Origin of the sequence: Marinobacterium rhizophilum DSM 18822 (assembly GCF_000378045.1) — a bacterium.
In the GTDB taxonomy this organism is placed as follows: Bacteria; Pseudomonadota; Gammaproteobacteria; order Pseudomonadales; family Balneatricaceae; genus Marinobacterium_A; species Marinobacterium_A rhizophilum.
This window is the reverse complement of record NZ_KB899090.1, coordinates 238,326-258,434: the sequence shown is the minus strand read 5'-3', so window position 1 is coordinate 258,434 and position 20,109 is coordinate 238,326. Positions and strand designations below refer to the sequence as shown.

The following is a 20,109-nucleotide window of genomic DNA, read 5'->3' as shown; positions in this document are numbered from 1 at the left end:
AAGGCAGGTATGGCAGAACAACCGCAGGCAATTTATCTGAAGGATTATCAGGTTCCGGCGTACCTGATTGATACAACCGATTTGCGTTTTGAGCTGGAGGATGAGCAGACGCTGGTGCACTCGGTGCTCAGAGTACGGCGCAACCCCGAGGCTTCGCCAGCACAGGCGGCGCTGGAACTGCACGGGCACGAAAGCCTGGAGCTGTGCAGGCTGTCCATCGATGGACAGGAGCTGGCAGCGGGCGACTACCGCCGCGAAGACGAACTGCTGACGATTATGCAGGTGCCCGAAGCCTTTGTGCTGGAGTGCACAACACGCATCCATCCGCAGGACAATACTGCGCTGGAAGGACTGTACCTGTCCGGTGGGATGTACTGTACCCAGTGTGAGGCCGAAGGCTTTCGGCGTATCACTTTTTATATGGACAGACCTGATGTGATGTCGGTCTTCACGACGACCGTCGCGGCGGATCAGGTCCGTTTTCCGGTACTGCTGTCCAACGGCAACCCGGTGGCATCGGGTGAGCAGGATGGACGTCACTGGGTTACCTGGCAGGATCCCTTCCCCAAGCCTGCTTACCTGTTCGCACTGGTGGCCGGTGATCTGCAGCACATTGAACGCCCCTACAAGACGGCGTCCGGGCGTGACGTATCGCTGCGCATCTTTGCCGAATCCAAGGATCTGGACAAGCTCGATCACGCGATGGATTCCCTGGTCCATGCCATGCGCTGGGATGAGAAGGTCTATGGCCGCGAGTACGATCTGGATATCTACATGATCGTGGCGGTGGATTTTTTCAATATGGGCGCCATGGAAAACAAGGGGCTCAATATTTTCAATACTTCCTGCGTACTGGCCAGCCCGCAAACCACAACTGATGCAGCCTATCAGCGTGTTGAGGGTGTGGTGGCGCATGAATATTTCCATAACTGGTCGGGCAACCGCGTCACCTGTCGGGACTGGTTTCAGCTCAGTCTGAAAGAAGGCTTCACGGTGTTTCGCGATGCAGAGTTCTCCGCCGACACCAACTCGCGCACCGTCAAGCGGGTGGAAGACGTCACCCTGCTGCGCACCGCCCAGTTTGCCGAGGATGCCGGTCCCATGGCGCACCCGGTACGTCCGGCGTCCTATATCGAGATTTCCAACTTTTACACCCTCACGGTGTACGAGAAGGGGGCCGAAGTCGTGCGCATGCTGCACACTCTGCTGGGAGCCGAGTTGTTTCGCCGGGGTTCGGACCTGTATTTCGAACGCCACGATGGCCAGGCCGTGACCACCGATGATTTTGTGCGTGCCATGGAAGATGCGTCGGGCCGTGATCTGACGCAGTTCCGGCGCTGGTACAGTCAGGCAGGTACGCCGACGCTGCGGGTGACGGACGACTATGACGCCGACACGCAGCAGTACCGCCTGCACGTTGAGCAGCAGCTGCCGCAAACACCTGACCAGGTTGACAAGCTGCCGTTGCATATACCGCTGTCGGTGGGGCTGCTGGACGCCAGCGGTGCCGATCTTGCGCTGGCCGATGGGGTCACCACTCGAGTGCTGGAACTGACCGAGCTGCGCCAGGCCTTCGTGTTCGAGCGAATTGCGGCCCGTCCGGTCCCGTCGCTGTTGCGCGGCTTTTCAGCGCCGGTACGGCTGCAGTATCCCTATAGCCGCGAGGCGCTGGTCTTTCTGATGAGCCACGACAGCGACGGTTTCAATCGCTGGGACGCCGGCCAGCAGCTGGCGGTCGAGGTCATTCAGGGGCTGATGGCACAGTATCGCCAGGGTGAAAGTCTGCAGATGGAGCCTGCGCTGGTGGATGCTTATGCTGCGGTGCTGGATGATGAAAGCCTGGACCCTGCGATGGTGGCCAAGGTGTTGTCGTTGCCCTCCGAGGCTTATCTGAGCGAACTGTCCGAATGTATCGATGTGGAGGCTATCCACGCGGCTCGTCAGTTTGCCCGCACCGCATTGGCGCGGGCGCTGGAGGCGCCTCTGCAGCGGCGCTACGAGGCGCTGGCGCCGGTTGGCGTCTTTTCGCCGACGGCCGATCAGGTGGCACGGCGCAGCCTGCGCAATCTGTGTTTGTCCTACCTGGTGGCGCTTGAGACACCGGCGCATATTGCCCGGGCCCGGTCACAGTATGACGCCTGTGACAACATGACCGAACGCCAGGCGGCACTCAGCCTTATTGCCCACTCAAGCTTTGAGGCTGACGCTGACGCCGTACTGGATGATTTCTATCAGCGCTACCAGGGCGAAACCCTGGTGGTGAATCAGTGGCTGGCGGTACAGGCCTGCGATCCCAAGCCCGGCGCTCTGACGCGTATCAAGGCGCTGATGGCGCACGCGGCCTTTGATCTGCGTAACCCCAACAAGGTACGCTCGCTGATCTCGACATTCTGTGCCATGAACGCCGTGAACTTCCATGATGCCGGCGGGGAAGGGTATGCTTTCCTGGCGGATCGGATTATCGAGATGAATCGGCTGAATCCGCAGATGGCCTCGCGCCTGTTGACGCCGCTGACCCGCTGGCGCAAATATGACGTGGCGCGCCAGGGGCTGATGCAGGCACAGTTGCAGCGCATTCTGGACAGCGGTGAGTTGTCCCGAGACGTGTACGAAGTCGTCAGCAAGAGTCTGAGCTGAAACAAGACCCTGGTGACAGGGTTGGTTATACTGCCAAGCGACGTTTGGCTGCAAATATCCAAGAAATACTCAGGGATGCATTAGATGGAAAGATTGCTTTCAAGCCACGACAAGTTCGATCTGCAACAGAACTATCGTCGCTACCTCAAGTTCCGGGATCAGCGCGAAGACGCCAATCGGGCCATGCAAACTGCCAAGGCGAGCCGTGTTTGGGTCGCAGGTGTGGTGACGTTGTTATTCGCGCTGGCGTCTGACTTTTTTCTGGGCGCGTCTGCAGCCCTCTTCGGTCTCTATTTCTACCGCCTGCTGATGGCGCGCATGAAGACCAGTCAGGCGGACGAAGGCTGTGAGGATACGGATCGCTGGTTTGCGTCCAAGGGACTCAAGTTTGAAGGCCGAATTCTTTACTTTCGTGATGACAAGATGCTTGAGCATCCGCTGGATCCGTTTGACGACGGCATCTACAAGTAAGCCGCTTGCTCCGGTGATCTGCATGAGACGATGCCCATGAGAAAAGAGTATCGTGGCATTACCGGGCGCACGCGCCGTCTGCTGCAGATGCCCGAGGGCGTCAACGTTGACTTCAAGCGCGAGGCATCCGCGGTTCACGCCAGTGACTTGGTTGCCTTCGCCAACGCTGCCAGCGGCGGTACTCTCCTGATTGGTATCGACGAGTACACCAGCGATGATGGCGTGCAGCGCGGCCAAGTGGTGGGCTGTGATGTGGACGATGGCGCCCGCCTGAGTCTGATCAACAAGGCCACCGGCTGCTATCCCAATATCGATGTCGAGCTCTTTATCGAGAACCTCGGCGCTAAACCCATTCTTCGGGTCGAAATTCCCTCCGGCCCTTCCAAGCCCTACTGTACGCCCAGTGGCCAGTACGCCATGCGTGCCGATGGCCGCAATCGGGCAATCTATCCCGAGGAGCTGCTGTCGATCTTCATGGATCGCGAGGGTGAGCAGTTCCTGTCGCGTTTTCGCAATGCGGTGTTCCGCCTAGAGGATCAGGTGGGCGGGATCAGCCGCTCGATCAACGATGGTCTGCTGCAGGTCAGCCAGCATATTCATGACCTGGATGACCAGCTCAAGCGTACCTTCAGCCGTATCGACCAGATGACCGACAGTAGCAAGAAGCGTTCGCGCAACATGTTGCAGACCCTGCGGGACAGCCAGGAAAGCATTGGCAACCTGGAGCGATTGTTGAGCGAGGGCAGCGGCAATCAGCACCGCTATCAGGTCATGCTCAGGGAGGTCGAGGACAAGCTCGGCGGCCTGCTGGACAACATGACTGGCGACAACGCGGCGGATGGCTGACATGGAGTCATTGCATCAGCGCCGCCATTGGGTGTTTGATCTGGACGGCACCCTGACCCGACCGGTACATGATTTCGCGCACATCCGCCATGAGCTTGGGCTGGCGCCGGAGGCAGATATTCTGGCCACGCTGGCGCAGCGGCCCGAGCCGCAACGCAGTCGGCTTTACGCGCAGCTCGATGAACTCGAGCGGCACTATGCGATCAGGGCGGAACCGGCACCGGGGCTGCTACCACTGTTTCAGTGGCTCAGCTCGCGTAACTGCTGCTTTGGCATTCTGACGCGCAACAGCCGCGAGCTGGCCTTGCTGTCACTCCAGGCCATCGGCGTGGCACCCTATTTTGACCCTGCTTTCGTACTCGGGCGTGACGAAGCGCAACCAAAGCCCGATCCCGGCGGGCTGCAGCATTTGTTGGCGTCCTGGTGTATTGGGCCCGGTGATGCGCTGATGGTGGGGGATTTTCGCTATGATCTTGAGGCCGGACGCAATGCCGGCCTGATGACTGTGCATGTGGACAGTCGCGAGGATCGTCACTGGCCTGAACTGACGGACCTGAGGGTGCAGGATCTTTGCGAGTTGCACGCCTTGCTGCAGCGAACGGTGCCGGCGGGCCATTAAACGACCGAGTATCCAACTCCGCAGCCTTTGGCTTGTCTATAGTACATGTATCAATTTACCGTGGAGGTTCGATATGACAATTCTGGCGGAACTGCACAGCGACCACGTCAATCTTGGGAGGCTGCTGGAGATTCTCAGTGCCAAGGTCGCCAAGCTGCGCGCCGGTACCCGGCCGAATTACCAGCTAATGGCCGATGCCATAAGCTACATCGGCGACTATGCCGCTCAGGATCACCATTTGCGCGAAGATCGGATGCTGGCTTATTTTCAGGGCCGGGATACAAAGCTTGATGAACTCACGCGGCAGTGTGAAGCCCAGCATCAGAAGCTGAATACCTTGTCGCATCATTTGTACGAGTCCATAGAAAGTGTTCTAAACGATACGCTGATGCCGATGGAGCTGTTGATCGATCAGCTGGAAGCCTATGTGGTTGAATACAAGAACCATATGGAGTTTGAAGAGAAGCAGCTTTTTCCGTGCCTGGAAAGTGTGGCCCAGGCATCGGACTGGCAGACGCTGCGTGAACAGTTGCCGCGCAATGACGATCCTCTGTTCGGCGAACACCAGTCCGAACAGTATGTCGAGCTCTACCGGGATCTGTTGCGGGATATGGCGCGTTAATCGCTGCTTTTGAGCGGGGTATGTCCTATCAGGCCCCGGACTGGGCATTCAGGTAGCGTTCCACGGTATCCACCACGGCCTGGGTGTGTGGGTCGACTTCCAGGTTGACGCGCTCGCCCACGCGAGCCGTCCCAAAACGTGTTACCGCCAGGGTTTCGGGAATCAGGTATACATTGAACTGACCGTTATGCACTTCGCCGATGGTGAGGCTGCAACCATTAAGTGCCACAAAGCCTTTGGGAAGGATGTACTTTTGCAGAGGCTGTGGCACTGCAAAGCTGATGATGCAGTTGTGCTCTGAGGTTTCAATGCTGACGATCTCGGCCGTGGCATGGACATGCCCAGACAGCATATGGCCGCCTATTTCATCACCAAAGCGTGCCGCCCGCTCAAAATTGACCTCGTCACCCGGCTCAAGCTCGCCGAGGTTGGTTGCATGCAGTGTTTCGACGATCAGGTCAAAGTCTACCCGCGTGCCTTTGAAGCCCGTCACCGTAAGACAGGTGCCGTTCACCGCGATGCTGGCGCCCTGTTCTAGCTGATTGGCGCGCTCGGGCGGCAATTCCAGGCTGAGTTGCATAAACTGGGGATGTCGTTGCACTGCGACGACACGGGCTTTGCCCTGAACGATACCGGTAAACATGGCTGTCTCGTGTAGCTGGTTTTAAGAGACCGAAGCTTAACCGAAAAGTTGAGCAGATACGAAATGGATGGGAACACGAATGAAGGTGCTGATCACCGGCGGGAGTGGTTTTATAGGAACGGCACTGGTGCATAATCTGGTGGCGGCGGGACACGAGGTGCTGGTGCTCTCGCGTTCGGTACAGCGAACTGCCCGCTTGCTGGGTGTGCCGGTGCTCGATCAGCTGGATCAGATTCCCAGCAGCGACAACATCGATGCCATCGTGAATCTGGCAGGCGCACCCATTGTCGATCGACGCTGGAGCGAGGCGCGTAAGAAGTTGTTGCGCGACAGCCGCCTGAAAACAACAGAGGCCCTGTTGGCACTGATTCGTCGCCTGGACAGGCCTCCCGAGGTTATGGTGAGTGGTTCTGCGGTCGGTTATTATGGCAGTCACAGCGATGATGTGACGTTGACGGAAGCCGCGGATGACTTCAGGCCCGGCTTTTCACATCAGCTGTGCGCTGACTGGGAAGCCTGCGCATTGCAAGCCGAGACGCTGGGGGTTCGCGTTTGTCTGCTACGCACGGGTATTGTGCTCGGGCACGGTGGGGCACTCAGCAAGATGTTGCCGGCGTTCCGCTTCGGGCTTGGCGGTCCGATCGGCAATGGTCGACAGTGGATGTCCTGGGTTGCGCTGGAAGACGAAGTGGCGATCATTCGTTTCCTGCTGGAGCAGCGTACGCTGCGCGGGCCCTTTAACGCCTGCGCGCCGGAAGCGGTTACCAATGCCCGTTTCAGCCAAACGCTGGGCGCTGTACTGCACCGTCCTGCCCGTTTGAGGGTGCCTGCCCGCGTGCTGGAGCTGTTGCTGGGGGAGGCCAGCGAATTGCTGGTATCGGGGCAGCGGGTTTATCCCAGGCGCTTGCTTGATGCGGGTTATACATTCCGCTACACGTCGCTTGATGATGCCCTAAAGGCAGCCATATCTGGCTGATCACCACTGAACAGGGCGCTTGTTGAGGATTGAGTCGGGAGTCATTCCGCTGGCGTAAACCGGCAAATAGAAGGCTGTCGCCTCAGGATGCGAAGTGCAGCTCGGGCAGTGGTGCTTCTTCGTAGCCTTCGGGGCGGCGGTCGCGCAGTTTCTCAATGGCTTCGAGCAGCAGGTCTCCCTGCCAGAGCGCTTTGTCATCCTGATGGACGTTCTGTTCGAGGTCCAGAATCAGGAAATCGAGAGTCTGGCTTCGGGCTGCATCACTGATGTCTTCACTGTTAAATATGTGCTGATCGGGCCAGAAATTCTGTGCCCATTCCACCAGTCGCATTTTGGCAACGGCCGGATTATTTTGCTGGCAGGCCATGGCCAGGGCCTGGAACGTATTCTTCTCGGCCATCTGGTGAGCCATCAGCAGCTTGCGCCGGCGCCGCATTTCTTCCTGTTGCGCCTGCTGCCGTTCTTCCAGGCGCAGCTGGCGCAGATGATTGAAGGTGTAGAGCCAGCCCAGTGACGAAATCAGACTGATGACAGTGAGCAGGCCGATGAGTAACCGGCTCTCGTTCAGGGCGCGTTGCAGTCGCAAGACCGACGCTGCAGTCGCGGCAGCTGTGCTATCGATGTTGCTCGGGGGAGCAGGAGCCGCGTTCGACGGTGTGGCGGCCAGAGCCGCTGTGGCCGGTTGTATACGAGGCTGAATCTGCAGCGGGTGGGCAGGCAGGGTCACATTGCGCGCGCTGTCGGTGTTGAGATCCCACCAGGTAATATCGATGGGCGGCAGTGTCAGTGCGCCCGCGGTATGCGGCCGCAGTACGATGTGTTCGGTGCGCCGGCTGGTCAGGCCCTGGTCGGAGACATCTTCAACCAGTTCGACACTATCGACGCTGAGATCGAATGTGGTGCCCGCCGGAGGTGCCAGCGACGGCAGGCGTGACGCCGGTAAGCCAATTGCCGTCATGCTGATGCTGTAGCTCAGGCTGTCGCCGAGGCTGGATGTCTGACTGGCCTGCCAGTTGTCTTCCAGTGTCAGTGCCGTTGCCGGTAGCCAGTAGCCGCGGGCGCTCTGGTATGCGGGCGCGATAACGGCGACTTCGAGCGGGCGGGCCTGCAGCTGAATCTGACTGTTGTCATGCCTGGCCCGCCCTTCAAAGATGGGACCGTCGAGCGCCAGGGTGCCGGTCTGGCTGGGGAACAGCGCATAGCGCTGTTCGATGACATTATAGGTGCGGCCACGTACCTGTTCAGTGGTGCGTACCTGCTCGCCCAGAGGCTTGACCAGTGCGCCGGGCAGGTAAGGATCTGTCAACTGGGTGTCGGGCATCAGGTCGATGGCATGGTATAGACGCACACGGTACAGCAGCTGACTGTTCTGGTAGACCTCGTTGGTATCGAGGCTGGCCTCAATGAAAACCGGTTCGCCCTGCAGGCCGCTTTCGCGGGCGGCGCCGCTCAGGACCTTGAGTTGCAGACTGTTGCTGGATTCGAGGCCAAGCAGCAGGGGGGGGATATTGATTTCGCCGGTTGACTTGGGGCGTAACAGTACTTCCCAGCGGGTGCGATACTGGCTGTCACCGCCGGCGTGGCTCGACAGGGTCAGTTGCTTGCTGCCCAGAAACTGAAAGTTGCGATAAAGCGGGGAGAAGTCGATTTCCTGCTGAATGCGCGAGTCTGCCTCAAGCGTCAGACGAACCGTGTCCTGCGCCGTGATCGTATTTCGATCAAGGTAAGCCGACACGTCAGCAAAGACGGGCAGGCAGATGAGGTTCAGTACTAACGGCAGCTTGCGCATAGTGCCTTTAATTCAGCTGGCTATGAAAGACCCGTCAGGGCCACTCCGAGGCATGCCGTCAAGCGGGGTGCAAGCTTGAAATGGCCCAAGTTTCAGATCCGCGTCCTGCGTCATTATCAGGTAACCCCCCTCGTATATCAATGACTTGTTGGAAGTCCTGGCCAGTCTGAAGCTTTATGTTACCGCGGGCAGGGCTGGCAGATCTCGACGCGTCTTTGCTCCCGGTGCTTTGATACAGAGAGCGAAAAGAAGCAGTTATCCCGGAACAATAGCAGAGCTTGCCGGGCCGGGTGGCATTTGGGGCGCCAAACCGTGCTTGAAGCATGCTGTGCGGGGGATCGAAATCGGCCACTTGATGGGGCATTATCTGAAGCGGATGGCCTATCACATGGTTTTGAACCGTAGCATGCAGGGCAGCACATGGCGCAGGTCGAGTTTGATCTCTCAATAAGTCGGGAAGAGTACTTGAGGTACTATCAGGCGCAGGGGCGAGTTCAGGTCACGGTGATGGCACTGGACGGGCGGCGGGTGCGCTTCCCCGCCGGTATTCTGCAACCTTTTGTGCTGAGCGATGGCGTGCGGGGGCGCTTTGTGATTCATTTCGATGTGCAGGGTCGGCTGAGTTCCATTGAGCGCTTGCGATGAGGCGGTCAGCCTGGCGGGTGTTCAGGACCCCCCGCGTCGCCTATAATGCCGCCTTATTTTCCAAAAACCCTACTTGGATAATCCATGTTGTATCAGCTTGCGCGTTATTCGATGTTCAAACTGGAGCCCGAGTTGTCCCATGATCTGGCGCTGGCGGGCATGAACCTGATGGCGAATCTGGGTATGCACCGATTACTGGGTGCCCGGGAGGAGAGTTGTCCGGTAGAGGTCATGGGCATTCGCTTTCCCAATCCCGTTGGGCTGGCTGCAGGACTGGATAAAAACGGCGTGGCCCTCGATGGCCTGGCCGCCATGGGGTTTGGTTTTCTTGAGGTGGGAACAGTAACGCCGCGACCCCAGCCCGGCAATCCGCGTCCTCGCCTGTTTCGCATTCCCGAGCACATGGCCATCATTAACCGCATGGGTTTTAACAACCTGGGCGTGGACCAGTTGCTGAAAAATATTGAACGCAGTCGTTTTGACGGTGTGCTGGGGATCAATATCGGCAAGAACAAGGATACACCGAACGAGCGTGCCGACGAGGATTACATCTATTGCTTGCGCAAGGTGTATGCGCGGGCAAGCTATATCACGGTAAATATCTCGTCACCCAACACGCCCGGGCTGCGCTCGTTGCAGTTTGGCGAGTCGCTCAACAGCCTGTTGAATCGTCTTAAGCTGGAACAGGCGCGTCAGGCCAGGCTGCATGACCGCTATGTGCCTATAGCGGTGAAAATTGCGCCGGACATGACCCATGAGGAGGTCGTTATGGTCGCCAAGGCGCTTAAAACCTATGAGCTGGACGGTGTTGTCGCAACCAATACGACCCTGTCTCGTGACGGTGTTGAGGATTCTCCGCTGCGCAACGAAGAAGGTGGGCTCAGTGGCGCGCCGGTGCGCAATCGGTCGACCCGCACCATACGACAGCTGGCGGCCGAATTGGATGGAGCGTTGCCGATCATTGGTGTGGGGGGGATTACAGAAGGCTTTGATGCTGCTGAGAAGATTGAAGCGGGCGCCAGTCTGGTGCAGATTTACACCGGTTTTATTTACCAGGGGCCCCGTCTGGTGAGTGACTCGGTTGAGGCGATCAGGGCTGCACAGGTACGGTCAAAGTAATTTTTCCGGCTGTTTAATTGCAAGTGGCTCCCCGCGGGGAGCCACTTAAAATCCTGGTAATTAGGTTGTTCGAGTAGTATCTATCAGTGCAGCGACGGGTTGGCTTGTATTGCAGAGACGCCGGATTGACCGCTCCAGTGGGCCTCTCGTCCCTCGCGCCATCCACTCATCCAGTGTGTACGTAAAGCGACCTCGCTAACTGGGCAGGAACTTTTTGATTTACCGTCTAAGCCCGCCTGGAAACCGCGGTTAAACAAAGTAGAGGTTTTATCGCGTTTCTGTGTCTTCATAGTACGCCTCTCTAAAATTCTAAATCCGGGAAGGGGCTTAACCGACCGTTCCCAGCAGGTGTGGCAGATCCTCTCGTGTACCACAGCTTTCATTGATAACGGAATTTGACGGCAGTTACGATCCTAAAAAACTATGAAGGTGAACGCTGTAATAGTGCCAGTGCTAGATTTCCATAAAAAATTGTTAATTATCAATTAGTTAAATTACTGTCGCCAGATATAGTCAGTTAATGAATTATTTTCATTAAAATTTTGTAAAGTTTGAATGAATTTCTCTAATCAGCTGCGTGCCGCGGTATCCGTGGCTGGCTGTGTGAAACAACTTGAAGAGCGTGGCTGATGAAATTTTTTGTGACCTGCCCCAAGGGTATCGAAGGACTGCTGCTGGAAGAGCTAAAGACGCTCGGCATGTCGTCTGTGAAGGAAACGCAGGCGGGGGCTTATTTTGACGGTGAGCTGGCCGATGCCTATCGGGTCTGTCTCTGGTCGCGGTTGGCAAATCGTGTCTTGTTGCCATTGCAGGTATCCCCGGTTAATACGGCGGATGATCTGTATGAAGCCGTACAACAGGTGCAATGGCTGGATCACCTGCGACCGCAGGGGACGCTGTCGGTGGATTTTACTGGGCGCACGGAGCATATCGTCAATACGCACTTTGGCGCTCAGCGGGTTAAGGACGCGGTGGTCGATCAGGTACGGGCCGTGACGGGTAACCGTCCGACGGTGGACCGGGTGCAGCCGGATCTTGGTATCAATGTGCACCTGTATAGCGGGCAGGCCACCATCGCGCTGGATTTGTCTGGCGACAGTCTTCACAGGCGTGGTTACCGCAAACGTGCCGGTCAGGCGCCGATGAAGGAAAACCTGGCGGCGGCGGTGCTGTACCGTGCCGGCTGGCCTGAGCTGGCGGCGACACATCCGCAGTTGCTTGATCCGATGTGCGGATCGGGTACTTTGCTGATTGAGGCGGCCATGATGGCGGCGGATATTGCGCCGGGCCTGTTGCGTCAGCGCTTTGGATTCAGTCGCTGGCTCAAGCATGACAAGGGCCTGTGGCGCGAGCTGCACGAAGAGGCCGTGCAGCGTCGCGAGCGGGGGTTGGCTGGCCTGGCTGTGCGTTTCAGTGGTTACGATCGCGATGCTTCGGTGTTGCAGATTGCCGCGCAGAATGCGGAGCGTGCGGGTCTTGCCGGACTGATCGACTGGCGTGAACAGGACATGGTGGAGCTGGCGCCGCCGGCACCGGGCCCCGGTTTGCTGGTAACCAATCCGCCCTACGCTGAGCGTATCGGGGATGAAACCGAACTCATGTACATGTATCGCCAGATGGGAGAGCGGCTTAAGCGGCAGTTTGGCGGCTGGAAGGTGGCGATCTTCAGTGGTAATGCGCAGCAGTGCAAGGTGATCGGTCTCAAGGTCGATCGTCAGTACAAGCTGTATAACGGTGCGATTGAATGTGGCCTGTTCGTCTTCACGCTGCATGCCGAACGCGACCGCCCGCTGCCGCAGGAAGGTGGGGTGCATAGCGAGCAGGCGCAGATGTTTGCCAATCGGCTGAAGAAAAACCTCAAGGGCTTGTCCAAATGGCTCAAGCGGGAGCAGATTGAATGCTATCGCCTGTACGATGCCGACATGCCTGAGTATGCCGTGGCCGTGGACTGTTACGGTGACTGGGTGCATGTGCAGGAGTATGCACCGCCGCGCTCTGTTGATCCGCGCAAGGCCTTCGAGCGCCTGCAGGACGTAATCAGTGTCATTCCCGATGCTCTGGGGGTCAAGCCGGAGCGAGTGGTGCTCAAGCAGCGCCGGCGTCAGCAGGGCTCCAGCCAGTATGGCAAGCAGGGGCAGACCGATCATTTTCTCGAAGTGCAGGAGCATGGCTGCAAGCTGCGGGTCAATTTGCACGATTATCTGGATACCGGGCTCTTTCTGGATCACCGCCCGGTGCGTCGGCATATTCAGGCCTTGTCCGCCGGCAAGGATGTCCTGAACCTGTTCTGTTACACGGGCACGGCATCGGTACATGCGGCGCTCGGTGGCGCGGCGTCGACCACCAGTGTGGACATGTCCGCCACCTACCTGGGCTGGGCCATGAAGAACATGGGTCTGAACGGTTTTTCCGGCGGCGCCAACCAGTTTATCCAGGCGGATTGCATCAAGTGGCTGAATCAGCCCCGTGCGGCAACTTTCGATCTGATCTTCATGGACCCGCCGACCTTCTCCAATTCAAAGCGCATGGAGGAAGTGCTCGATATTCAACGTGACCATGTGTCCCTGGTGCAGGCGGCCATGAAACTGTTGCGCCCGGGTGGCGTTCTGCTGTTCTCCAACAACTATCGCCGTTTTAGTCTCGATTACGAGGCGTTGGCCGGTTTTGATATCAAGGATATTACGGCCAAAACGCTGGATCCGGATTTCAAGCGAAGTAAGGGTATTCACGTGTGCTTTGAAATTCGGCACCGTGGCTAGATTGTCAGGCGCTCGGTAAGGTCGGTAACGCCGCACCCTTGGGGGGTGCGGCGTTTTGCGTTTGGCGTCGGGGTTTCTTCAGGGCGGCCTTATGGCATAAATAATGCTTCAAATAGGGGCCAAATATTGGGGTGTGCGCTATTTAAGGGCTCGATATGTTGGATTTCAATGTGTCGATACGCTGGAAATGGCGGTTTGAAGGCATACAGTGAAGCTGGAGGGTGTTGCTTCGCTGTAGCATGATTTGCACCGTGGTGGTTCATTAAATAATAAAATGCACCTCGTTGGTGCTATGCGTGTCTGTCTGATGGCGCGCACCTTTAGGAGGCTGGTCTTGGATACTGTCAACAGTGCGGTTGAAACCCTGATTCAGAGTTCAAACACGCTATTTATTCTGCTGGGTGCAATCATGGTTTTTGCCATGCATGCGGGCTTTGCTTTTCTTGAAGTCGGTACGGTACGACACAAGAATCAGGTGAATGCGCTGGTCAAAATCATGACCGATTTCGGTTTTTCGGCCGTGGTCTATTTCTTTGTGGGTTACTGGGTGGCTTACGATGTCACCTTTTTCACTGATGCAGCGACACTGGCCGAAAATAACGGCTACACGCTGGTCAAGTTTTTCTTCCTGATGACCTTTGCAGCGGCGATTCCCGCCATTATTTCCGGTGGCGTGGCTGAGCGTGCGCGTTTCTGGCCCATGCTGACGGCTTCGGCGCTGACGGTGGGGCTGGTATATCCGTTTTTTGAGGGCATTATCTGGAATGGAAATTACGGTTTTCAGGCCGGGCTTGAGTCCCGTTTTGGCGCGCAGTTTCATGATTTTGCCGGGTCTGTTGTCGTACATGGCGTAGGTGGCTGGATCGCGCTGGTGGCGGTGTTGTTGCTGGGGAATCGCCATGGTCGCTATCGGGGTGATCGGCTGGTGGCGTACCCGCCGTCCAGTATTCCATTCCTCGCGCTGGGTGCCTGGGTTCTCTGTATTGGCTGGTTTGGCTTTAACGTCATGTCTGCGCAAACACTGGATGGTATTTCCGGTCTGGTGGCCGTGAACAGTCTGATGGCAATGGTCGGCGGTATTATTGTTGCGCTGATACTGGGGCGTAATGACCCGGGCTTTATTCATAACGGCCCGCTGGCGGGGTTGGTGGCGGTGTGTGCGGGCTCTGACTTGTTGCACCCTATTGGTGCTCTCGCGGTGGGCGGAGTTGCGGCGGCACTTTTCGTCTGGTTGTTCACGCTGATGCAGAATCGCTGGAAAATCGACGATGTGCTGGGTGTATGGCCGTTACACGGTGTTTGTGGCGCCTGGGGAGGGATTGCGGCAGGTATCTTCGGCAGCGAGGCGCTGGGCGGTCTGGGCGGTGTGAGTCTGCTGTCACAGCTGGCTGGCACCCTGGTCGGTGTGACGGTGGCGCTGGTTGGTGGTCTCGTGGTCTATGGCGGCGTCAAGCTGATTGTCGGTTTGCGCCTGAGTCAGGAGCAGGAGTTCAATGGCGCTGACCTGAGTATTCATCGCATTGAGTCAACCTCGGTGGAGTAGCGTTACCTCGCCAGCTGTGGCCGTGTTCGTACAGCGTTGAGATTCTGTTTCGGGTCACCTTCGGGTGGCCTTTTTATTATTTGGCGTGCTCTGTTCTCATGAGTGCGCCAGATGGGTTCTGTGGTAGCGGGGTTCGAATACAGCGTTAATACTTCCTAGTAGGGGTTGGTGTGCGAATGCAAGCGTGCCGGCCGGGAGGTGTGAAATGAACAAGCTATCGATTGTAGGTGCCGGCATGGTGGGTGAGGCTGCGGCACAGATTATCGCCAGGGACGAGCTTTGTCGTGAACTAATGTTGATCGATGTTCAGGGCGAGTTGGCGCAAGGCAAGGCGCTGGATGTCTGGCAGGCTGCTGTGGAGTCGGGGTCTGATACCTGGGTGTATGGTGGGTCCAGGGCTGAATTGCTGCAGGATTCCGAGCTGGTGGTGATTACTGCAGGCGTGCCGCGAAAGCCGGGTCAGTCGCGTCAGGCGGTGTTAAGTACCAATTTGCCGATCCTCGACGGCATTATGCAGGATATTAAGCGTCATGCGCCCACGGCAACCGTGTTGGTGGTATCAAATCCGGTCGACGTGCTGACCTATCGGGCCTGGTCTCTCAGTGGCTTGAGTCGCAATAAGGTGTTTGGGCAGGCCGGGGTGCTGGATACGGCGCGCATGAAATGTTTTATCGCCGAGGAGACGGGCTTTTCGGTGCGGGATATTAGCGCGCTGGTGCTGGGCGGGCATGGTGACAGCATGGTTCCGCTGATGCGTTACTGCGCGGTTGGCTGTGTACCGCTGTCGAATTTTCTGTCTGCTCAGCAGATAGGGCATATCGTCGAGCGCACGCGCAACGGGGGTGGCGAGATTTTAGGGCTGAAAAAGCTTGGGAGTGCCTGCGATGCGCCGGGGGTGGCGATTGCGCAGATGGTGGATGCGATTGCAAATGGGCGTAACCGAATCCTGCCTGCCGTGGCGATACTCGAGGGTGAGTATGGTCGTGAGGACGTTGCCATGGGGGTCCCCTGCGTGTTGGCAGAAGGCGGGCTTACGCGGGTAATCGAGCTGGATCTGAACGAGCAGGAGCGGGCAATGTTTGATGGCTCTGCGGATCAGGTTGTGCGGGATATAGCTGAAATGAAGGCGCTGTTGGGGCTGGAGTAGCACGGTTCGGGTTCGTGTGCCTTCTGGCGGATGGGGAGCGCCGTCCCTGGCGCTCTGTGTCACACTCTGGCAGTAAGAGTCTGTGAGGGTCTTGCTGTCAGAGCGGGTAGTCGCGTTTTTTCGGGCCAGTGTAAAGCTGGCGCGGGCGGCCGATACGGTTCGGGCTGCTGTGGAACTCGCTCCAGTGGGAGATCCAGCCGATGGTGCGTGACAGTGCGAAAATCACGGTGAACATGCTGGTTGGGATGCCAATGGCCTTGAGGATGATGCCGGAGTAAAAGTCGACATTGGGGTACAGTTTGCGCTCGACAAAATACGGGTCTTCGAGTGCGATCTGTTCCAGGCGCTTGGCGATCTTCAGCAAGGGTTCGTTGTCGACGCCGAGTTCTGTCAGTACCTGGTCGCAGGTTGCCTTCATGACCTTGGCGCGAGGGTCGAAGTTGCGGTAGACGCGGTGGCCGAAGCCCATCAGACGGAACGCATCTTCAGGATCCTTGGCGCGGGCAACAAACTCGGGAATATTTGCTTCGTCGCCAATCTCTTCTAGCATGGTCAGCACGGCTTCGTTGGCGCCGCCGTGAGCCGGTCCCCAGAGTGCCGCGATGCCGGACGATATGCAGGCAAAGGGGTTGGCGCCAGAGGAGCCTGCCAGGCGGACGGTGGAAGTTGACGCGTTCTGCTCATGGTCGGCATGCAGTACAAAGATGCGATCCATGGCCTTGGCCAGTACCGGATTGGGCTTGTATTCCCCGCAGGGTGTGCCGAACATCATGTGCAGGAAGTTTTCGGCGTAGCCCAGATCGTTGCGCGGGTACATGAACGGCTGCCCGATTGAGTACTTGTAGGACATGGCGGCCAGCGTCGGCATCTTCGCGATCAGACGGAAGGCGCAGACTTCGCGGTGGTGCGCGTCGTTAATGTCCAGGGAGTCGTGATAGAAGGCGGACAGGGCGCCAACGCAGGCGACCATGATGGCCATGGGGTGCGCGTCGCGACGAAAACCGTTGAAGAAGTGGCTCATCTGTTCGTGAACCATGGTGTGGTTCTTGACGATGCGCACGAACTCTTCTTTCTGTTCCGGCGTGGGGAGTTCGCCATTGAGGAGCAGGTAGCACACTTCCAGGTAGTCGGATTTGTCGGCCAGTTGTTCGATGGGGTAACCGCCGTGGAGCAGTATGCCCTGGTCGCCGTCGATGTAGGTGATTTTGGATTCGCAGGCGGCTGTGGAGACGAAGCCGGGGTCGTACGTGAACAGACCCTTGCCGGTGAGCGGGCGGACGTCGATTACGTCAGGGCCTTCTGTGCCGGAATAAACAGGCAATTCGATAGCTTCTTCAAGACCGTCGACTGTCAACCGTGCTTTCATGTCGGCCATTTTCAGCTCCTATTCTCGTCGTAATTTTTCAGTGGCACGCAAGTGGCATGCCGCATTTTAATATCTAGACCCGATTGGACCCACCCAATATAGAGATTGAAGCGGGATTGTCAATTGGGCGAATGGGTCTTATCTTCGCAGTGCAGCAAAAAAACGATAATGCCATGTCTAGACAGGCTTGCGCGTATTGGACATTAGTTGTAAGTGCCGTGCAAATGCGGGTTGGCGGGCGATCCGGATGCGTTGAGAGGCTGCAGTTTCATTGTAATGTGTGGGGGGAATGCTTATACTCTCGAGCCGAAGTTGCGGCGCCAACGATGGTTTTCGCGGCTTCGACGACAGGGGTATTTACTCTCTGAGCACTTCCTAGCAACCCTGTTCTGCAATAGAACAGCCAAGTGTGAACTAGAGCCGTGAACAAAAAAAGACCTGTAAACCTAGATCTGCGAACTATTAAACAGCCCCTTCCGGCGATCTCTTCAATTTTGCATCGCATCACGGGTGTCGCGTTGTTCTTCGGCGCCATCTTTATGTTGTATGCATTGGGATTGTCACTGGAATCCGAGGCTGGATTTAACGAAGCAGTTGTCATGTTTGAAGACAGCTTCTTTGCAAAACTGATAGCGTGGGGATTGCTGTCAGCACTGGTATACCACTGCCTCGCGGGCGTCAAGCATCTGTTGATGGACGCTGGCTACTTTGAAGAACTGGAAAGCGGTCAGCTGGCAGCAAAGGCAACCTTGATTGCCGGCGGTGTGTCGATCCTTTTGGTGGGGGTTTGGGTATGGTAACCAGTATCACGAGTTTTGGCCGTAGCGGCCTGTATGACTGGATGGTGCAGCGGGTCACTGCTGTCGTTCTGGTCGCCTATGCGGTATTCATGATTGTCTACCTGGCGTTCGGTGACGAGCTAACGTTTGAGCAGTGGCATGCACTGTTTGAAGGCACCGCAATGCGCATTTTTACCCTGCTGGCTCTGTTTTCCATGGCAGCACATGCCTGGATCGGGCTCTGGTCAGTATCGACCGACTACATTAAGCCGACTGGTGCGCGTTTTCTGTTCCAGTCTGTGTGTGGTCTGCTGACCTTTATTTATGTCGTGTGGGGCATTCAGATTCTGTGGGGTATCTAAGCGATGACTAAGCTGCGTACGCTAACTTTCGACGCAATTGTAGTCGGTGGCGGTGGTGCGGGTATGCGTGCAGCACTGCAGTTGGCTCAGTCCGGATTGAATACGGCCTGTGTCACCAAGGTGTTTCCGACCCGTTCGCATACAGTGTCCGCCCAGGGCGGCATTACCTGTGCGATTGCCAGTGCTGATCCGAATGATGACTGGCGCTGGCACATGTACGACACCGTCAAGGGTTCCGATTATATCGGTGACCAGGATGCGATCGAGTACATGTGTTCTGTTGGTCCCCAGGCAGTGTTTGAGCTGGACCACATGGGTCTGCCGTTTTCCCGTACTGAAGTGGGTCGCATCTATCAGCGCCCGTTCGGCGGTCAGTCGAAGAACTTTGGTGAAGGTGGTCAGGCGGCGCGTACCTGTGCTGCGGCCGACCGTACCGGTCACGCCCTGCTGCACACGCTCTATCAGGCTAACCTGAAAGCCGGCACCGTGTTCCTGAACGAATGGTATGCCGTTGATCTGGTGAAGAATGCCGAAGGTGCTGTGGTGGGCTGTATTGCCATCTGCATCGAGACGGGTGAAACCGTCTACATCAAGGCCAAGGCTACGGTACTGGCAACTGGCGGTGCGGGTCGCATTTATGCGTCCACCACCAATGCGCTGATCAATACCGGTGACGGCATGGGCATGGCGCTGCGCGCAGGCGTGCCGGCGCAGGATATGGAAATGTGGCAGTTCCATCCGACCGGCATTGCCGGTGCCGGCGTGCTGGTCACTGAAGGTTGCCGTGGTGAAGGCGGTTACCTGATCAACAAGGATGGTGAGCGCTTCATGGAGCGTTATGCGCCGAACGCCAAGGACCTCGCCGGTCGTGACGTGGTTGCGCGCTCCATGATTCTGGAACTGCTCGACGGCCGTGGCTGCGGCCCGGATGGAGACCATGTTTTCCTGAAGCTGGATCACCTGGGCGAAGAGGTGCTGCACTCCCGTCTGCCGGGTATCTGTGAGCTGGCCAAGACCTTTGCTGCCGTGGATCCGGTGAAAGAGCCGATCCCTGTTGTGCCGACCTGTCACTACATGATGGGTGGCGTCGCTACCAACATCGGCGGTCAGGCCATTGGCCTTGATGCTGACGGTAACGACACCATCATCGATGGTCTGTTCGCCTGCGGCGAAGTGGCTTGCGTATCGGTTCACGGTGCCAACCGTCTGGGCGGTAACTCGCTGCTCGACCTGGTGGTGTTCGGTCGTGCGGCCGGTATCCAGATCGAGAAACAGCTGCAGGCAGGCTATGAGTGCCTGGATGCGACCGAGGCTGACATCGACGCGGCCATGACACGTCTGAATCGTCTCAACAACAGCACTGGTGGTGAAAGTGTGGCTGAGGTTCGCAAGGATCTGCAGAGCACCATGCAGCTGTACTTCGGCGTATTCCGTGATGGCGAAAGCATGCAGAAGGGTCTTGAGCTGCTCAAGGGTCTGCGTGAGCGCGTTGCCAACCTGAATCTGGAAGACAAGTCCGGCGCCTTCAATACCGCGCGTATCGAAGCCCTGGAGCTTGAAAACCTGATGGAGGTGGCTGAGGCGACTGCCATTGCTGCTGAGGTCCGCAAGGAGTCCCGCGGTGCGCATGCGCGTAATGACTTCACCGAGCGTGACGACGAAAACTGGCTGTGTCACTCCCTGTTCATTCCGGGAGAAAAGCGCATCACCAAGCGTGCGGTGAACTTTGCGCCCAAGACCATGGAAGCTTTTCCGCCGAAAATCAGAACTTACTAAGGGGCTGTTA

The 20,109-nt window shown here is 57.4% G+C and carries 18 protein-coding genes; 14 read left to right on the top strand and 4 right to left on the bottom strand.

Annotation, left to right across the window (positions count from 1 at the left end; all coding sequences use genetic code 11):
- Positions 1–9 precede the first annotated feature (9 nt).
- The 5 genes from pepN to F451_RS0103005 all read left to right on the top strand — a co-directional run bounded on the left by pepN (position 10) and on the right by F451_RS0103005 (position 5,195).
- On the top strand, positions 10–2,637 hold the full coding sequence (gene pepN, locus F451_RS0103025) for an aminopeptidase N (RefSeq protein WP_020679881.1): 2,628 nt from the start codon (positions 10–12) through the stop codon (positions 2,635–2,637).
- A gap of 84 nt (positions 2,638–2,721) precedes the next feature.
- Positions 2,722–3,108 carry a hypothetical protein gene (locus F451_RS0103020; RefSeq protein ID WP_020679880.1) on the top strand — a complete coding sequence of 129 codons (387 nt, stop codon included), beginning with the start codon at positions 2,722–2,724 and terminating at the stop codon, positions 3,106–3,108.
- Positions 3,109–3,144: 36 nt separating this feature from the next.
- Complete coding sequence (locus F451_RS0103015) at positions 3,145–3,954, top strand: AlbA family DNA-binding domain-containing protein (RefSeq protein WP_020679879.1); 810 nt, start codon at positions 3,145–3,147, stop codon at positions 3,952–3,954.
- A gap of 1 nt (position 3,955) precedes the next feature.
- Positions 3,956–4,573, top strand: a complete 618-nt coding sequence (locus F451_RS0103010; protein ID WP_026291464.1) for an HAD family hydrolase — start codon at positions 3,956–3,958, stop codon at positions 4,571–4,573.
- A 73-nt stretch (positions 4,574–4,646) separates the two neighbouring features.
- Entirely contained in the window at positions 4,647–5,195 is a 549-nt protein-coding gene (locus F451_RS0103005; RefSeq protein ID WP_020679877.1) for a hemerythrin domain-containing protein, read from the top strand.
- Positions 5,196–5,223: 28 nt separating this feature from the next.
- On the opposite strand, the gene F451_RS0103000 is transcribed toward F451_RS0103005, so the two are convergent.
- A complete protein-coding gene (locus tag F451_RS0103000; RefSeq protein ID WP_020679876.1) occupies positions 5,224–5,838 on the bottom strand; it encodes a riboflavin synthase in 615 nt (204 codons plus the stop codon).
- A 67-nt stretch (positions 5,839–5,905) separates the two neighbouring features.
- Between F451_RS0103000 and F451_RS0102995 the strand changes: the two genes are divergently transcribed.
- On the top strand, positions 5,906–6,814 hold the full coding sequence (locus tag F451_RS0102995) for a TIGR01777 family oxidoreductase (protein WP_240476432.1): 909 nt from the start codon (positions 5,906–5,908) through the stop codon (positions 6,812–6,814).
- Between the two features lie 82 nt (positions 6,815–6,896).
- On the opposite strand, the gene F451_RS0102990 is transcribed toward F451_RS0102995, so the two are convergent.
- The gene (locus F451_RS0102990; RefSeq protein ID WP_020679874.1) at positions 6,897–8,603 is read right to left on the bottom strand and encodes a BatD family protein; all 1,707 of its coding nucleotides are present in this window, start codon (positions 8,601–8,603) and stop codon (positions 6,897–6,899) included.
- 420 nt (positions 8,604–9,023) lie between these two features.
- Here F451_RS0102990 and F451_RS0102985 point away from each other — a divergent pair, with 420 nt between their 5' ends.
- Together F451_RS0102985 and F451_RS0102980 are read left to right on the top strand one after the other, a co-directional pair.
- Positions 9,024–9,248, top strand: coding sequence for a DUF2835 family protein (locus tag F451_RS0102985; protein WP_020679873.1), 225 nt, complete (start codon positions 9,024–9,026; stop codon positions 9,246–9,248).
- Positions 9,249–9,332: 84 nt separating this feature from the next.
- Positions 9,333–10,367 carry a quinone-dependent dihydroorotate dehydrogenase gene (locus F451_RS0102980; RefSeq protein WP_020679872.1) on the top strand — a complete coding sequence of 345 codons (1,035 nt, stop codon included), beginning with the start codon at positions 9,333–9,335 and terminating at the stop codon, positions 10,365–10,367.
- A gap of 83 nt (positions 10,368–10,450) precedes the next feature.
- Here F451_RS0102980 and rmf read toward each other — a convergent pair whose 3' ends face one another.
- Positions 10,451–10,657: a ribosome modulation factor gene (rmf, locus tag F451_RS27035; RefSeq protein ID WP_083928317.1), complete on the bottom strand. Its 207-nt coding sequence runs from the start codon at positions 10,655–10,657 to the stop codon at positions 10,451–10,453.
- Positions 10,658–10,996: 339 nt separating this feature from the next.
- Here rmf and rlmKL point away from each other — a divergent pair, with 339 nt between their 5' ends.
- From rlmKL to F451_RS0102965, 3 genes are all read left to right on the top strand, one after another.
- Positions 10,997–13,126 (top strand): bifunctional 23S rRNA (guanine(2069)-N(7))-methyltransferase RlmK/23S rRNA (guanine(2445)-N(2))-methyltransferase RlmL, encoded by a 2,130-nt coding sequence (rlmKL, locus tag F451_RS0102975; protein WP_020679871.1) that lies wholly within the window; start codon positions 10,997–10,999, stop codon positions 13,124–13,126.
- A gap of 334 nt (positions 13,127–13,460) precedes the next feature.
- Positions 13,461–14,669 (top strand): ammonium transporter, encoded by a 1,209-nt coding sequence (locus F451_RS0102970; protein ID WP_020679870.1) that lies wholly within the window; start codon positions 13,461–13,463, stop codon positions 14,667–14,669.
- Positions 14,670–14,874: 205 nt separating this feature from the next.
- Positions 14,875–15,816, top strand: coding sequence for a malate dehydrogenase (locus tag F451_RS0102965; protein ID WP_020679869.1), 942 nt, complete (start codon positions 14,875–14,877; stop codon positions 15,814–15,816).
- 97 nt (positions 15,817–15,913) lie between these two features.
- Here F451_RS0102965 and gltA read toward each other — a convergent pair whose 3' ends face one another.
- Positions 15,914–17,191, bottom strand: coding sequence for a citrate synthase (gltA, locus tag F451_RS0102960; protein WP_020679868.1), 1,278 nt, complete (start codon positions 17,189–17,191; stop codon positions 15,914–15,916).
- Between the two features lie 413 nt (positions 17,192–17,604).
- Between gltA and sdhC the strand changes: the two genes are divergently transcribed.
- Genes sdhC through sdhA form a run of 3 tightly spaced genes read left to right on the top strand, consistent with a single transcriptional unit; the run spans position 17,605 to position 20,099 of the window.
- Positions 17,605–17,982, top strand: coding sequence for a succinate dehydrogenase, cytochrome b556 subunit (gene sdhC / locus F451_RS0102955; protein WP_026291463.1), 378 nt, complete (start codon positions 17,605–17,607; stop codon positions 17,980–17,982).
- Complete coding sequence (sdhD, locus tag F451_RS0102950; protein ID WP_020679866.1) at positions 17,976–18,323, top strand: succinate dehydrogenase, hydrophobic membrane anchor protein; 348 nt, start codon at positions 17,976–17,978, stop codon at positions 18,321–18,323. The genes sdhC and sdhD overlap by 7 nt, the downstream gene beginning before the upstream one ends.
- A 3-nt stretch (positions 18,324–18,326) precedes the next feature.
- Positions 18,327–20,099 (top strand): succinate dehydrogenase flavoprotein subunit, encoded by a 1,773-nt coding sequence (sdhA, locus tag F451_RS0102945; protein ID WP_026291462.1) that lies wholly within the window; start codon positions 18,327–18,329, stop codon positions 20,097–20,099.
- Positions 20,100–20,109 lie beyond the last annotated feature (10 nt).